General features: G+C 49.0%; 16 protein-coding genes, 1 tRNA gene and 2 pseudogenes. 6 read left to right on the forward strand and 13 right to left on the reverse strand.

Annotated elements, in window-relative coordinates:
- Positions 1–95 precede the first annotated feature (95 nt).
- Positions 96–233, forward strand: coding sequence for a hypothetical protein (locus DCL27_RS07535; protein ID WP_165798010.1), 138 nt, complete (start codon positions 96–98; stop codon positions 231–233).
- Between the two features lie 108 nt (positions 234–341).
- Positions 342–429: transfer RNA gene (locus DCL27_RS07540), tRNA-Ser, on the forward strand.
- Positions 430–816: 387 nt separating this feature from the next.
- On the opposite strand, the pseudogene DCL27_RS07545 reads toward DCL27_RS07540, so the two are convergent.
- The 4 genes and pseudogenes from DCL27_RS07545 to DCL27_RS07560 all read right to left on the reverse strand — a co-directional run.
- Positions 817–987: pseudogene (locus DCL27_RS07545) on the reverse strand (DUF4942 domain-containing protein); the annotation flags it as partial.
- A 56-nt stretch (positions 988–1,043) separates the two neighbouring features.
- Positions 1,044–1,283 carry a thioredoxin family protein gene (locus DCL27_RS07550; RefSeq protein WP_005286599.1) on the reverse strand — a complete coding sequence of 80 codons (240 nt, stop codon included), beginning with the start codon at positions 1,281–1,283 and terminating at the stop codon, positions 1,044–1,046.
- 25 nt (positions 1,284–1,308) lie between these two features.
- Positions 1,309–2,259, reverse strand: coding sequence for a permease (locus DCL27_RS07555; protein WP_200900972.1), 951 nt, complete (start codon positions 2,257–2,259; stop codon positions 1,309–1,311).
- A gap of 179 nt (positions 2,260–2,438) precedes the next feature.
- A complete protein-coding gene (locus tag DCL27_RS07560) occupies positions 2,439–2,738 on the reverse strand; it encodes an ArsR/SmtB family transcription factor (RefSeq protein WP_005286594.1) in 300 nt (99 codons plus the stop codon).
- Positions 2,739–2,838: 100 nt separating this feature from the next.
- Between DCL27_RS07560 and DCL27_RS07565 the strand changes: the two genes are divergently transcribed.
- On the forward strand, positions 2,839–3,921 hold the full coding sequence (locus DCL27_RS07565; protein WP_035594585.1) for a permease: 1,083 nt from the start codon (positions 2,839–2,841) through the stop codon (positions 3,919–3,921).
- A 205-nt stretch (positions 3,922–4,126) separates the two neighbouring features.
- Here the strand turns inward: DCL27_RS07565 and DCL27_RS07570 are convergent, their stop codons facing one another.
- From DCL27_RS07570 to DCL27_RS07590, 5 genes and pseudogenes are all read right to left on the reverse strand, one after another.
- Entirely contained in the window at positions 4,127–4,690 is a 564-nt protein-coding gene (locus DCL27_RS07570; RefSeq protein ID WP_005286587.1) for a sigma-70 family RNA polymerase sigma factor, read from the reverse strand.
- Entirely contained in the window at positions 4,690–5,718 is a 1,029-nt protein-coding gene (arsB, locus tag DCL27_RS07575) for an ACR3 family arsenite efflux transporter (protein ID WP_396120474.1), read from the reverse strand. The genes DCL27_RS07570 and arsB overlap by 1 nt, the downstream gene beginning before the upstream one ends.
- A gap of 754 nt (positions 5,719–6,472) precedes the next feature.
- Positions 6,473–6,952 carry an arsenate reductase ArsC gene (locus tag DCL27_RS07580; protein ID WP_005294177.1) on the reverse strand — a complete coding sequence of 160 codons (480 nt, stop codon included), beginning with the start codon at positions 6,950–6,952 and terminating at the stop codon, positions 6,473–6,475.
- A gap of 4 nt (positions 6,953–6,956) precedes the next feature.
- The gene (locus DCL27_RS07585) at positions 6,957–7,337 is read right to left on the reverse strand and encodes an ArsR/SmtB family transcription factor (protein WP_005286570.1); all 381 of its coding nucleotides are present in this window, start codon (positions 7,335–7,337) and stop codon (positions 6,957–6,959) included.
- Between the two features lie 129 nt (positions 7,338–7,466).
- A pseudogene (locus DCL27_RS07590) lies at positions 7,467–7,824 on the reverse strand (transposase); the annotation flags it as partial.
- Positions 7,825–8,680: 856 nt separating this feature from the next.
- Here DCL27_RS07590 and DCL27_RS07595 point away from each other — a divergent pair.
- The gene (locus DCL27_RS07595; protein WP_035599906.1) at positions 8,681–9,889 is read left to right on the forward strand and encodes an amidohydrolase; all 1,209 of its coding nucleotides are present in this window, start codon (positions 8,681–8,683) and stop codon (positions 9,887–9,889) included.
- Positions 9,890–9,956: 67 nt separating this feature from the next.
- The gene (locus DCL27_RS07600; RefSeq protein WP_241210826.1) at positions 9,957–11,402 is read left to right on the forward strand and encodes an AbgT family transporter; all 1,446 of its coding nucleotides are present in this window, start codon (positions 9,957–9,959) and stop codon (positions 11,400–11,402) included.
- A 228-nt stretch (positions 11,403–11,630) separates the two neighbouring features.
- On the opposite strand, the gene DCL27_RS07605 is transcribed toward DCL27_RS07600, so the two are convergent.
- The 3 genes from DCL27_RS07605 to DCL27_RS07615 all read right to left on the reverse strand — a co-directional run bounded on the left by DCL27_RS07605 (position 11,631) and on the right by DCL27_RS07615 (position 12,857).
- Positions 11,631–11,927, reverse strand: a complete 297-nt coding sequence (locus DCL27_RS07605; protein WP_035599900.1) for a putative quinol monooxygenase — start codon at positions 11,925–11,927, stop codon at positions 11,631–11,633.
- Positions 11,928–11,968: 41 nt separating this feature from the next.
- Positions 11,969–12,364 carry a VOC family protein gene (locus DCL27_RS07610; RefSeq protein WP_035599897.1) on the reverse strand — a complete coding sequence of 132 codons (396 nt, stop codon included), beginning with the start codon at positions 12,362–12,364 and terminating at the stop codon, positions 11,969–11,971.
- Positions 12,365–12,575: 211 nt separating this feature from the next.
- Entirely contained in the window at positions 12,576–12,857 is a 282-nt protein-coding gene (locus DCL27_RS07615) for a ribbon-helix-helix domain-containing protein (RefSeq protein WP_035594579.1), read from the reverse strand.
- 524 nt (positions 12,858–13,381) lie between these two features.
- Between DCL27_RS07615 and DCL27_RS07620 the strand changes: the two genes are divergently transcribed.
- Positions 13,382–13,855: an anti-virulence regulator CigR family protein gene (locus DCL27_RS07620; RefSeq protein WP_223931129.1), complete on the forward strand. Its 474-nt coding sequence runs from the start codon at positions 13,382–13,384 to the stop codon at positions 13,853–13,855.
- A gap of 229 nt (positions 13,856–14,084) precedes the next feature.
- Here DCL27_RS07620 and DCL27_RS07625 read toward each other — a convergent pair whose 3' ends face one another.
- A complete protein-coding gene (locus DCL27_RS07625; RefSeq protein ID WP_005286543.1) occupies positions 14,085–15,011 on the reverse strand; it encodes a LysR family transcriptional regulator in 927 nt (308 codons plus the stop codon).
- Positions 15,012–15,019 lie beyond the last annotated feature (8 nt).

The following is a 15,019-nucleotide window of genomic DNA, read 5'->3' on the forward strand; positions in this document are numbered from 1 at the left end:
AACGGCAAATCCTCCGGCAACTTTACATTAGTCATACATATACTGAAGCCGACGGGTATAGGCTTTATCTGAAATATGTTGATGAGGAGGTGCTGATGAATAGCAGAAGAGTACACGTAGCCCGTTGTGTCGCGAAATACGCCTTGGCTAGTCATAGCGCTAGCCGTTGGAATATTGCGATGAAGATGCTCAAAGCCTCCCTCATCGGCCTCCAGATGGGACCACGGCGCTGAGGCGGCGTATAGAAAGAGAACATGTCGTTCATTTGCTAGCCGCTTGAGTGAAAAGATGATTTTAGGACTGGACAAGAAACGCCGAGCCGATTAATATCCTCAGCCATTGGAAGGATGGCCGAGTGGTTTAAGGCAACGGTCTTGAAAACCGTCGAGTGTAACAGCTCCCAGAGTTCGAATCTCTGTCCTTCCGCCAAATTTTAACCCCAAGTTATTGATTAACTTGGGGTTTTTTCATTTCTGTATTTTTCAGTATGCCATCCAGTATGCTATCAGTGCTTGGTTTGTATGAGACACGATGGTTTCTCCTCGGACGGTATGGCGTGTTTTCTCCCCCTATCTTGCTGCCATCATCTACAGATAGTGCTTTGCGTCGATGCTATTTTTCTACCAGCTTAAGTTGCCTAAGGTGATGTATGCTGACTGTTTCTGGAACGTAGCGGATCAAGAGATACTACATCGCTGTAGTCCCCGGCACTTTTTCTGTGACGGCTCGCGTGCGCATCAAAACGTGATGCAATATTGGCTCGATTATCCGGTACAGGTTTGCCGTCCAGTGGATGTCGCCTGTGTTCCAGACCGATCAATTGATGAGCACGAGCGCCCGGTCTGAAGTGAAATCCTCACTGGCCATTCTGACCAGCGTATTCACGATAATCTTCTCCTCAAAGTAATACGGGCGGTGGGTGCGATAGCCCCAACTCAGGGATCTGAAGACATTAATGATACTGCGTTCAAATGTTTCTCCTCTGCAATCATAGTAATTTTGTCCCTATGAATGACAAGTTGTGTGTTTCCATTGTTTAAGAATCAGGCGGTAAGCCATTGTTCAATTTTGTCGCGTGAGGGAATACCACCGGAGTGCACGACTTGGCCATCTACCACTACTCCTGGTGTAGAGAGGATACCGAAGCTCATAATCTCGCGGATTTCCTCGATCTTTTCCAGTTCGATGGCGATGCCTTTATCCTCTGCCACGGCAGCGATTAGTTTGGCAACGGCTTTACAGTTGGCACAGCCTGATCCCAGTACTTTAATGTTTTTCATCATGTTATCTCTGGTTTAAGAATAGCGGCTATAACACCGCATTGAAGATATAACCCACCAACAAGATGCCGCTAGCAACCACGGCCACAAAGGTGGCAATCAACTTGGGTTTTAGCACCTTACGTAATATGACCATCTCGGGAAAAGACAAGGCAATGACGGCCATCATAAACGCCAATACAGTTCCCAACGCCGCCCCTTTGGCTAGCAGTGCCTGGACGATGGGGATGATACCGGCGGCGTTGGTATACATGGGTACGCCCATGATCACGGCCAGCGGTACCGACCACCAGGCCTCTTTACCCATAAATGAGGCCATGAAGGATTCCGGCACATAACCGTGAATACCAGCACCGATGGCGATCCCCACCAATATGTAAGGCCACACCTTCCCCACGATCTGCCGCACGGCACTGAAGCCACTCTGTATCCGATCCGCCAGCGTCATCGATTGCAACGGATCATTCGTATGGATGCGGGGCATCTGTTGCACCCATTCCTCAAGCTGCACCTCCATTTTAATCCGACCGATAATCCAACCCGCCACTATGGCGACGCTGAGCCCTAATCCCAGATAGAGCAAAGCAATCTTCCAGCCAAATAGGCCGAACAGTAAAGTCAAGGCGACCTCATTGACCATCGGTGCCGAGATTAGAAACGAGAAGGTGACGCCGAGTGGCACTCCAGCTTGGACAAAGCCGATAAACAGCGGCACCGCCGAGCAAGAGCAAAAGGGGGTAACGATGCCGAGCAGGGCAGCTAATACATTAGCGTCCCCCTCGCCACGTTTAGCCAGTAGGGCACGAGTCCGCTCTGGAGTGAACCAGGAGTTGATCATCCCCATGACGAAGACGATGCCGGTTAGCAGCAACAGTACCTTAGGTGTGTCGTAGAGGAAGAATTGTAAGGCTTCCCCTAGATGACTTGTGGGATCCAGCGGTAGCCAACCGACCAGCAACTCCGAAGTCGGCAGAATCAATTGGTACAATCCCAACCAGATAACAGCACTAAGGAACAAAAATAAGGACGGCCTCCGCTCGGGAAGTTTTTTAATGGAAACAAGCGCTCTCATGATGGTTACCCATAAACAATGTGATTCTGCTTATGAAGACGCATGAGTGCACAAAAGGATGCAAGAAAAGTTGTTGTTCCGGTTAATTACTCCTTGGCATTGCTATTGGTACAACACTCTTCTTGCAGAAAACGAATGATCTCATCCAGTACTTCGTATCGAGAAATGCACAATAATGTTCTACCCTCCCGGTTTTGTCGGATAAGACCAGCGGAAACGAGTGCTGCTATGTGATGGCTTAGAGTAGATCCGGGGATGGCCAGTTGTTGTTGCAACTCACCGACGGCGAGCCCCTCGCTACCAGCCTTCACTAGGTGCTTGTATATGAACAAACGAGTTGGATGCCCCAACTCCTTCAATGCCTTGGCGACTTCATCTAACTGCATATACTCTCCAACGAATCTTGATATTTCGACAATAACAGAAATATATTGCCATGGCACATATTTCGAGTATTCTAGAAATAAGGAAATGAAGGAGATGAAAATGACTGACTGGTTACTTATGGTTCAAAATGCTGCCCAAATGCTACTTGTACTGGCAATAGAATTATCATTGCTATTTTTGTTAATCAGTACGGGAGTCAATTGGTTGCGTTGTAAAGTACCTAACAACAAGATCCAAACGATCATGGGAAGTCGACAGGGTAAAGGCTATCTTATCGCTTCTTTACTCGGTGCTATTACACCGTTTTGCAGTTGCTCCACCATTCCCATGCTCAGAGGAATGCTGCAAGCCAGAGCGGGTTTTGGGCCAACATTGACGTTTCTTTTTGTCTCCCCATTGCTGAATCCGATTATTATCGGCTTAATGTGGGCTACATTTGGCTGGAAAATTACGACCCTGTATTCGCTGATCGCATTGAGTGTTTCCGTAGTAGCGGGTTGGGCCCTAAACAAGCTGGAGTTCAGTCGGTTTGTGATTCCGATGAGGGACAACGCGCAACGCGATGCCATTAGCTGCCCATCAGCATCTCTATCTAAGCCGCAGGAGGCTCAAGAGGTGAGTGGTAACATGAAATTGCAGATCCAGTTGTTCTCGCCAACGACAACCTCTTGCCGTTCCAATTCGGCGATTAAGAGCCCATCACAAAAGAGGATGATCAACACAATCTGTTGCAGTCCCAAGCAGAATTCCGTGAGAAGAACACAGTGGTCATCGTCTGTCTTAAAGAGCTCATTTGCTGAAGCATGGCAACAATTCAAAAAAGTGGCTCCTTATCTCATCATCGGGATTCTTATTGGTTCTATCATTTATGGCTTTGTACCCGCAGAATGGATTTCAAATCATGCTGGCTCAAATAATCCATTTGCTATCATTCTGAGTGCCGTGATTGGCATCCCGCTCTATATCCGAGCCGAAGCAGTTATCCCTCTGGCATCAGTATTACTGGGTAAAGGGATGAGCATCGGTGCCGTTATGGCACTGATTATTGGCAGTGCTGGTGCCAGTATTACCGAAGTAATTTTGCTCAAATCCATGTTCAGAATGCCTATGATTGTCGCGTTCGTATCCATCATATTGGGTATGGCCATCCTCATGGGATATATCGCATTGTTGTTTTTCTAACGAGAGGCGCTGCTACCCATCGTCGGTTGATGAGCGAATGTTCTATCTTATTCAAGAAGACGCCATTGGTTGGCTCAGGATACCGAGTGTTTCCCAAAAGTACGGTTACCGCGTGATTGCTTGTCCGTGAGTCGTTTTGGAGGGGAACCAAGCGCTGTTGTCCACTAACCGAAAAACTATCCAAGGCTTGATCTGTCTTTAGTGGTCATTTCTGTTCTGACATCGGAGCGCGCGGAATGTAGCAGCAGACCTGACCTTGGTCGTCGAGTTGAACAGCGCAGGTGGTGTGGAGCCGGTTTTTCAGGCGGACTCGAGCTCGTAGTAGGCGAGACTTGACGGCAGAGAGGCTTAACCCCTGCTGGTTAGCATACGCTTGCTGAGTCATCCCTTCGATGTCACAGCGGATCAGAATGTCACGATCTGCGCTCTCGAGCTCTGCTAAAACCCGTGGTAGGCAAGCGGTCAGTTGGTCAACCACCGCTTGCTCTGGCTCATCCTGGGGGAGCTCATCGGACAAGGGCAACATCTCACGCCGCTTGCGGTATTCATCAATCAAGTGATGTCGCGCCACTTCAAATAACCAGGCGCGGGGTTGGGCAATGGCGCAGAACGCTGTTCCCTGTTTCATTGCTTTGATAAAGATTTCCTGCAATGCATCATCAACACGATCCGGCTCTCGTAGTTGCTGAAATAACCAACTGCGTAATTCTCTTTTATGCTGTTGCCAGGCCCGCAACAAGCAAGCCGGGATCGGGGCAACTGTTTTCATTATCGAGGAAGCCCCTGTTCGTACCAATGCTTGCTACGATTGACAACCTTCACCACCAACAGCATAACAGGGACTTCAATCAGCACCCCTACGACAGTCGCCAATGCGGCACCGGAGTGGAAGCCAAACAGGCTGATGGCTGTTGCCACTGCTAGCTCGAAAAAGTTGGAAGCGCCAATCAATGCTGACGGACAAGCCACCGAGTGCTTCTCGCCGACCTTGCGATTTAGCCAGTAAGCTAAGCTGGAGTTGAAAAATACCTGGATCAGAATAGGCACCGCCAAGAGGGCGATCACCAACGGTTGCTGGATGATGGCATCACCTTGAAAGGCAAACAGCAGCACCAGAGTCAGCAGCAGAGCCGCGATGGACCAAGGCTGGATGCGATGCATGGTGCTATCGAAGGCGTCTGCTCCTTGGCGCAATAACGCGCGACGAATGAGCTGTGCCATGATCACCGGAATGACGATATAGAGCACTACCGAAGTCAGCAGGGTATCCCAGGGTACCGTGATGCTGGACACCCCTAACAGCAAGCCAACCAAGGGGGCAAAAACAAACACCATGATGAGATCATTCACCGCCACCTGAGATAGGGTGAAGTAGGGATCACCATTGGTCAGTCGACTCCAGACAAACACCATGGCAGTGCAAGGTGCAGCGGCCAGCAGAATGAGGCCAGCAATATAGCTATCGAGCTGCTCTGCAGGCAACCAGTCGGCAAACAACACCCGGATGAACAACCAGCCAAGAAACGCCATGGAGAAAGGCTTCACTAACCAGTTGATGAACAGAGTGACACCGATGCCGCGTACATGCTCCTTGACCTGATGCAACGCTGCGAAGTCGATTTTAAGCAGCATGGGGATGATCATCACCCAGATGAGTATACCGACAGGCAGGTTGACCTGGGCGATCTCCATGGCTCCGATGACCTTGAACAAGCTAGGCATGCCTTGCCCTAAGGCGATACCGATAACGATACACAGCGCAACCCAAGCCGTCAGGTAGCGTTCGAAAAAGCTCATGGGAGCACCTGCCGCCTGTTTAGCGGTGATTTTACTTTGTGCCGACATCATTGTTCTCCTTGTATTGTGATAACGGCGGTTTGCATCAAGCCAATACTGTTTAGCTCCCGTAGGGGGGACAACCGATCCAGTTTGTTCTGAGGCAGGCTCATGAAAATGCGGCTCCAGTTACCGATTTCGTTGTAAATACGGCAGAACTCATGCAATTGCTGCGCTTCACTTCCCTCGGATGTTGCTGGTTCGGCAAAGATGACCAATGACTGATCCGCTCTCACTTCGTACACTCCCGGTGTAGTAGCATTGCGCGGGTTCAAAATTGGGAAGCGGGGGCATCAGGACACTCTCATCAGTTGGCTATCCAGATAGAGGCGACTCAATATCGAGTATTGATCCGACTTGATGTTGATATCTTGACGAGTCACCTTGGCCATGATTGCCGCCTTAACCAGAGTCTTGCATACGCCTAACGCCGGCAGCACGCCTGAGGCGAAGGTATCGGTACGACCTTTACCACCACAATGGAAGGCCGCCTTCTGGCCATGCTGATAGACCTCAACTACAGCGTGAATGGCATCAAGGAATAGCTCATCTTCGGGTTGCCCAGCATGATTACCCAGGGAGATCTGTACCCATTGCAGTTCGGGCTGGCAGGCCGCGCAGCCAGTCGATTCGCACTGTTGGCTATCAGCTGGATATCTTGGGCACTATATCCGGCAATCAGTTCATGATAAGGCTGGGTCATAGATAGATTTCCTTAAGAAATCTGGTCGGCAATGCGGTCCATTTCGACCTTGAGTTTAGCCTTGTCCTGTTGCAGTTCGGCCAGTGGCAGGGCGAAAAATGCCTCGATGCGGTCGCGCAGAATACGGTAGGCGGTCATAAAAGCGGCGTCGATCTCTTCATCGGTGCCGGTGGCATGAGCCGGGTCTTCAACCCCCCAATGGGTCCGCAGTACAGGGCCCAGATAGACTGGACAGGGCTCATTGGCGGCATTGCCACACACGCTAATGACAATATCCGGCACTTGGGACAGATCTTCCCATGACTTGCTGAAGTAGCCATCGGTATTGATGCCCTCACGGGACAATAGCGCCAGTGAGCGCGGATGCACCTGACCGGTGGGGTTACTCCCGGCACTCATGGCCTGCCATCCTTCTGGTGCCAGATGGTTAAATGTAGCTTCACCAAGGATGGAGCGACACGAGTTACCGGTACACAGGAATAGTACGTTCATCAGATTAGTCCTTACAGTCACAAGGAGTTGGTAAGTCAAGCGTGGGCAACAACGCAGGTGAACAACTGGAGGCGCTGCGTAGCGACGCGCATTGTTCCGGATGACCGGAGCAACACTCCTCGGTCAGAAAGGCAATGAGCTCCAACATCAAGGGAATATTGGCTCGATAGCGCTGGAAACGCCCCTCTTGCACCACCGACAGTAGACCCGCATGGGTCATTGCCTTGAGATGAAAGGAGAGGTTGTTAGGCGCAATGGCTAGAGTCGAAGCAATTTTCCCCGCCACCATGCCCTCCAGCCCGGCCTTCACCAGCAAGCGGTAGATATCCAGCCGTACGCCGGAGGCCAGGGATTCAAATACGTGTGTCGCAGTTTCTTTATTCATACTTCAATGATACAAGAGTTATTGAAGTAATCAATCGAAGTTTAACTCGTTTGGGAATACTGACTCGCTTCTAGCTTAAGTCAGGCGTACTGTAACTCACAAAGAAACTACTCTAAAGACGATGCTGTTCCCTTTCGAGGGAGGAGTGAGGAGGCTGATTTTCCTGCGGCGTAGCTCATCGTGACATAACCGGGTATCGTAAGCCCCATCGGCTGCTGCTGACCTGATTTTTCGGTGGATCTGTCGGAATAGGCGTTTAATCACGAGGACAGGCGTGATGGCAAGATCAGAATAGCGCAGAGGTCTCCCCCGTGATGAAGGTATTGCTGACTCATACCAGGCCTGAATCGACTCGTCATCCAGCCAGAAAGTGATGGAACCTCGATGGATAAGGGCTTGTTGTCAGTGCGCCAGTTGGTGATCCTGGACTTCTATTTTGCCACGGGATTGCTTGCGTTATCAGAGGATGCGTGCTCTGATCCTTCAATTCAATAAAAGTTCGATTTATTCAATAAAGCCCTATTGAAATGAATTCCTAATCTATCTCACACTATTAAATAAAATTATATTTATAAAATAAATGCAAATTAGATTTCGTATTATGTGATCTCGAGTGATTTTGCGCGTGTGGCGTGGTGTGAGAGCGCGCGTAAAAAATATGGGGTTTGCTCTTAATGTGGGCGAGTCTTGTCGAAGATGACGAAATTTCCCAAATCATCATTATCTAATTAGCAGATAATGATTAATCGAAATAATCGGAGAGCCGATACTGAGGGAGGCGTAATCTTTACGATTATCCATGTGATGTCGCGAGTTAGGGAAGGGGTAAGATCGCATAGCGATGAGCAGATGGTGAGGACACCGGAGCCTGAATAAGATGCTTGGTTTGCATTCTAGCCGTTCGTTTTAGGTCACATCGTTGTATATTTCTATCTAATTGATATATATTAATATTTTCAGCATGTTAAATATATCTTGATGCATGCATTTTGCTATGGAATTTATAACATCATATCTTACTAATAGAAATAGAAGAAAAAATCACTGAGGGAGATGGAATGGGGAAATGACTCGTTATGGTGATAAAGGGTCAGTCTGGTGCTGATAATGGCTCCTTTAATAATGGTAAATTCGCTTCGTTTTACGCTTTTCCTCTTTCGGCCTCTCATTTTTACTTTATAGCTTTGACAAGCTGATGCACTAGCAGTATTTGTCGATGGCGTTAGTACACGATTGAGATGGGTGAAATATCCCTCAGTAGAGAGCATAAATAAGATAAATAAATACCGTAATGATAAATATATATTATGGCTGATCATCAATCGGTCTCTGGAGGCAAGGGTATGTTATCCCATGAAGCGATTATCGCGGCGGCACAGGAGGTGGATGGCTATGTCAGATCGACGCGTGGCTATCTGCACCAGAATCCCGAGATATCGGGGAGAGAGTTTGCAACCAGCGCCTTTCTCAAGCAAGAGGTGGGGGCGTTAGGCTTGCCTATCGAAGACGTTGAGCATACCGGTTTTATTGCCATCTTATCCTGTGAGCGGCCGGGTAAAACCTTAGCCTTACGCTGTGATATCGATGCGCTGGCGATGGATGAGAGCGAAATGAATCTGGCCGGGAAGAAGCGATACGTTTCACAGCGCGCCGGCGCTTGCCATGCCTGCGGCCATGATAGCCACATGGCGATGTTGCTGGGCGCAATGAAAGTTCTGGTGAAGTATCGGCATACACTGGCTGGCACACTGCTTTTTTGCTTTGAGGAGGGCGAGGAGACGGGCTGCGGCATCGAGAAGATGTTACACGCGCTCTCGCGTAAGGCACCGGATGCGGTCTGGGGGATGCATATCGTCTCTTTTATGCGGTCGGGCACGATCTGTGTCGATCCCGGCCCGAGAATGGCCGGCGCCGCGTTGATCAATATGGATGTGATCGGACGAGGCGGGCATGGTTCGCGTCCCGATCTCTCCATCAATCCGTTATTTGGCGCCGCGAATGTGGTGATGGCGCTCGCTTCGGCCTGGGTTAATCGTATCGATGTGAATGAAACGGTTACCTTAGGGCTGGCAACGATCCATGGCGGAACCGCGGCGAATGTGATACCCGATCGCGTTTCTATTTCAGGGACTATCCGATATTTCAACGTTAGCGAGGGGGAAAGGGCGTTTAACCTGATCAAGACGGTTGCGGCTCATGCTGCGGCGTCGCAAGCCTGTCAAATTGAGTTTGCCGCAGAGATGAAACTGCTGGTGGGTCCGACGATCAACGATGCGCGTTTATCCGCCTTTGCGCAGCGGCAGTTAACAGACATCTTTCCTGACGGTACGCTGGTTCATCAACCTCGTTGGTATGCCTCGGAATCATTCAATCGTTACGCTTCACTCTGCCCAGCCCTCTTTGTCTTTCTCGGTGCGGGTGATGAGGCAGCCGGATCGCAAGCCGAGCATCATAGCAGCCATTTTGACCTGGATGAGCGAGCCTTTTTGAACGGCGTTATCGCGACAGTGAAATTTGCTGACGCTTTTCTCAACGGTTGGGGGAGTGACTGAGTGATGAAACAGGCTGGTGGATTTTTTTAGTTGGATAGAGCAGGTGGGGAATAGGATGCCGCACCCTATGGCCCTTTTTCTCTATATTATCGCGATAGTTTTAGCTCTCTCGCTTATCTTAAGTTCTTTGCAGGTATCTGCCTTACATCCGACCTCCGGTGAGACGATTGCCGTGGTTAATTTAGTCAGCCTGCAGGGGCTGATGCTATTTGCAACGAGCTTCGTGGAGAACTTTCAACGCTTCCCTGTACTGGGTGTGGTGATTATCCTAGGCATTGCCACCGGATTTTGCGATAGGAGCGGTTTTTTCTCTGCGGCGATTAAGATGGGTTTATCCGGTCGGAAAGGGAATATCGCCATCTATGTCATCGCGACGATCGGCGTGCTGAGTAATCAGGCTGGTGATGCTGCCTTCATCCTCATTCCTGCGATCGCGGGAGCCATATTCTATGGGATCCGTAGGCATCCGCTCGCGGGTGTATTTTTAGGATACGCCGCCGTCGGTGGCGGGTTTAGTACCGCCTTGATCCCCGGAGGATGGGATATCATCCTCACGCCGATCTCCATCCAATCTGCAGCCAGTATTCGTCCTGACTTTGACATGCCGCTATTAAATGGCTATTTCTTTCTCTTCGTCTCGGCCCTGTTGGTGATCCTCTCTGCCTCAATCATTACGATAAAAGTAATTGAACCGATGCTTGGCACGTATCATTTCGCCGAGCAGGGTAACGCAGAGATGAGCGTGAGTGAGGAGGAGCGGCGAGGCGTCAGAAAGGCTGGGCGAAATGTATTGATATTTTTAATTATATTAGTCCTTAGTTGTATACCACAGAATAGCTTTCTGCGTAATCCCAATACACATTCGTTGATTTTTGGCGCCCCCTTGATGCAATGTCTACAATTTATCATCATTATTATTTTTTCCATTGCTGACTTGAGCTATGCAATCAGTGTTAAGAAGATAAAAAATATTAGCGATGCTTATACGATGATGTCTGAATCGATCGCCTCGTTGGCGGGGTTTATCGCCTTAGCCGTCGTGATTGGACAGTTTCTCTTCCTCTTCGATAAATCTCATTTGGCGCAGATTTTAGCGATCAAGGGGGGAGGATTCCTGGCCTTTCTTCCCATCCCTAGCCAGATTATCGTGGTGTGTTTTCTGTTACTGACTGCCTTGATCAATCTGTTTATTGGCAGCGGTGGTACGAAATGGTTATTGATGGGGCCTATCTTTATTCCGATGCTGATGCAACTCAACATACATCCGGCATTCACTCAGGCGATATATAGATTAGGTGACTGTTCTACTAACCATCTTACCCCGTTATTTGCCTATTTCGCTATTTTGCTGACGACGGCACAACGCTATGATAAACATACTGGAATGGGGACACTTTTTGCCGCGATGCTGCCGTATTCATTGACCTTTCTTGGCGTGTTTATTCTTCAGGTGATCGTTTGGATGACCTTCGATCTGCCTGTCGGCCCTGGGGGGGTTATCTGGCTCTCTTGAGCCTATCGTGCTGCTTGAGGGCGTAGTGGCCTGAGTATGGTGGAGCAAGGTTGGTATGTGTCCCCGAGTCATGTAGGGAAAGCGACGCATAGGCGGGGTAGTCGCGCTACCCCGAAAGAGATCGTTACTCGATATTTAAACGCTAGTCCGTAGTGCCGATAATCAAAAGGAGTCGCATGACAGGGGGATATTCATGCGCACACTTAAAAATTGACAGTCATGTGGCGCTTATGCTGCCGGATCAACTTGTTTGAAAAATTGAATATCAGGATCTTTTTCTACAATTCCCTTTATCTCGTTGAGTAGTGAGATAAAGTAGGGCATCTTACAGTGTTGATCGAAGGCGATTTGATCGATAAATTGCTCTTGGAATACTAAGACATGAGATTTCATCGCATCCTCATATAAGAAATAGCGGATACAGCCAGGCTCTTGTCTGCTGACCTTGACCATCTTTAACAAAATATCACGCAGAATAGCCTCTTTCCCCTTCTTCGCAGTGAAGGTCGCGGTTAGGTTTATCATCGTTACTCCTTTTTTATATTGCCGTTGTCGCGGCTTAAAGCTTATTGATATCTGCCCGCTCTCTCGATAAACTCAATTTGGTAGCCATCCGGATCGGTGATAAAGAAAAATTTTGCCAATACCTGATCTTGTTGATGGAATACTTTAACCTCACCCGGCATTAATTGCGCAGTCAGTAACGCATTATGCGTGGCGTTGATATCATCAACCGTGACGGCAAGATGCCCATAGCCAGAGCCATGGGAATAGGGTGTGCATCTATCCGCGTTATAGGTTAACTCCAACTCGAAACTGCTCTCCTCATTGGCGAGATAGACGAGAGAAAAAACATCAAAATCACATCGTTGTTTGACTTTGAGTTGTAATGCTTGAGCGTAGAATTTAATTGAACGATCCAAGTCAAACACTCGAATCATTGAGTGTATCATTTTAGCCATAATGGGTTACTCCACTAGTCATCAATGAATATAAGATAAAGTGTTATCGTAGACGTAAGGTAGTAGTTATTTACTACGCGGGGGACTTTATTGGTAGAGGGCAGGGGGGAATAACAGAATAATAGCGTTTGCCGTCACTAATATCGAGGCTATGTGCGCGCGTGAGTGAGTCATATGGGGATGCCAGCGTAGCACGTTAGGTGTATCAACCTTACGCCGCGTTAACTTGATCGACACGATTTTCGAGGTGAATGAGGCATGAACATCTGAGTAGCGAAGAAAAGTTTTTCATATCGATATTATTATCTAAGGCTTCCATATACAGCTTAGAGATAAACTGCCCTAAGGTTTTATTTTGAGAGATCGCGAGGCTTTCCAATATTTGCCAAAATTTATTTTCCAGGCGTATGCTGGTGACGTGGCCACAGATACGCACAGAGCGAGCGCTGCTGGTGTAATTAAAAGGATTTTGTCCAGAAAAAACCGTACACATAAGATATACCCTATCATTAAACACACTCACTATAACATAGCCATCAGTTATCACGTAGTACCCCAATACTACGCCTGACGCCCAGGGTGGCGTGCGGTGAAACGACCACACTAATACTCTGTTTCTTGCTTCTTTTTTCTTATGGTGTGCTGAGTGCTGAGTGCTGAGTGCTGAGTGCTGAGTGCTGAGTGCTGAGTGCTGAGTGCTGGTTTAGTGCTGGGTGGCGCGCCGAGCACGTTGATGCGTATTCACTGTAGCATGCGATTTGAGTGATTCGCTCAATAGCGAACAATGCGTGACGCATACACCTCGTTATCGCCAGTGAGCAGAGTGAGCGGATAAGCGATGGAACGGAGCGATCCATGACGAGGATTGCCGTAATCGACAGGATGCGAAGGCGACCCCCTCTAGCTCAGATGTTTCCGATTTGCTAGCTCCGCGGCTATGTAGATGGCAGGTGAGTGAGTTATTCACTGATAAAATTAGTTCAGACATATAACGTCTCTAATAGGGAAGCGTCACCGATGAGAAGAATGAGCTTGATCGCACTGCTAGCAATATGGGGGAGTGGCGCATTGCTGCCGATGGCGGCCTGTGCTGGGAATGGGCATGGCAACGGAAACGGCCATGGACATGGTGCTCATAATGCAGAGCGCCATGGCGCATGGCGCGATTCAGAGGAGTGGCAACGCGCGGAGAAGTGGGAGAAAGGTAACGCCCGAGGGCGGGAGGAAACCTTCGATTGGCACGACTTTCGTCGCCAGAGTCGGCTACTGGGGATCGCGGGTTATAAGCCCTTACCACCAGGGATCGCCAAGAACCTGGCTAAAGGAAAACCGCTTCCCCCGGGGATCGCCAAACAGGCTCTGCCAGCGAGTCTTGCCCGCTTGTTACCGCGCTATCCGGGACGCGAATGGAACATCGTGGGAAATGATTTGGTCTCGGTGATCACCGGCACGGCCATTGTTGCCGAGATTATTCGTCATGCGTTTGATTGAGGGCAACGGCTCGCTGATGGTCATCAAAGACAAGGGGCCATCACATCTACCCGGAGAGCGATCCCTCGTGGGGACGCGTAGCGTTATATTCTTATATTGAGTTCATGGTGGATATCTGGGGAAAAGGAGATCCACATCACGCGTCCAGATGCGTCATTGGTGAGTGGCATCGATTCCCTGTAAGAGACGAGGTAACGCGTTGCGGACACGATGGAAAGATATCCGCTCATTATTTTTCGACGATATTGGTCCACAGATTATCTTTATCGTCGGTCCATAAATTAAGCAGTAGCGTAAAAAAGTGCTCGGCAGCAGGGGAGAGTACCGACTCCTTGCGGCGAATAATGCCCAGCGTGCGGCGGATAACCGGTTCGACCAGGGGGATACCCATGATCGTGGCATGTGCTGTTTGTGGCATCGCCAGCCCGGGGAGCGCCGAGATACCCAGACCCGCCTCAACCAGACCGAGAGATGTCGATAAATGGCGCACCTCGTAAAACCAGTCCAGTTTCCAGGGCTTATCCGCCAACTTTTGTTCTATCAATAATCGATTGCCACTGGAGGAGCGTACCCCGATCAGCTTGTAGTCGATCAACTCCTGCCATTCGACCAATTGTTTCTTCGCTAACGGATGATCGCGCCGGCAGGCGAGCACAAACGGTTCATTGACCAGTGGGGTAAAGTCAATGGATGAATTTGTGATGTTGTTCATGTTTATCCCAAAGTCAACCTCGTTGCACAAGACAGATTCCATGCAGTCATTTGTACCTTGCTCAAGAATCCGTACTTTAATGTTGGGATACAGCTCATTAAATTTGCCGATCGCCAAGGGTAAAAAATAGAACACGGCGGTTGGGATACAGGACAAGGTAACCATGCCGCGGTGGTAGGCGCTCATGTTGCTAATGTTAAATAGCGTTTCATCGAATTTTTTTATTAGTTCTTTCGCTTCTGGCAGTAGCATCTCTCCTACGTTGGTCAACGTAACATGACGTGTGGTTCTCTCGAAGAGCTGAACATGTAAGTCATCCTCCATCTTTTGTATACGACGCGTTAACGCCGGCTGGGTAATGTTAAGCATCTTGGCGGTGTTGTTAAACGATCCCGACTCTGCCAGCATCACAAATGCCTTCATGCTTGATAAATCATGCTTCATTATCACTC

The organism is Edwardsiella tarda ATCC 15947 = NBRC 105688, from assembly GCF_003113495.2.
Classification (GTDB): Bacteria; Pseudomonadota; Gammaproteobacteria; order Enterobacterales; family Enterobacteriaceae; genus Edwardsiella; species Edwardsiella tarda.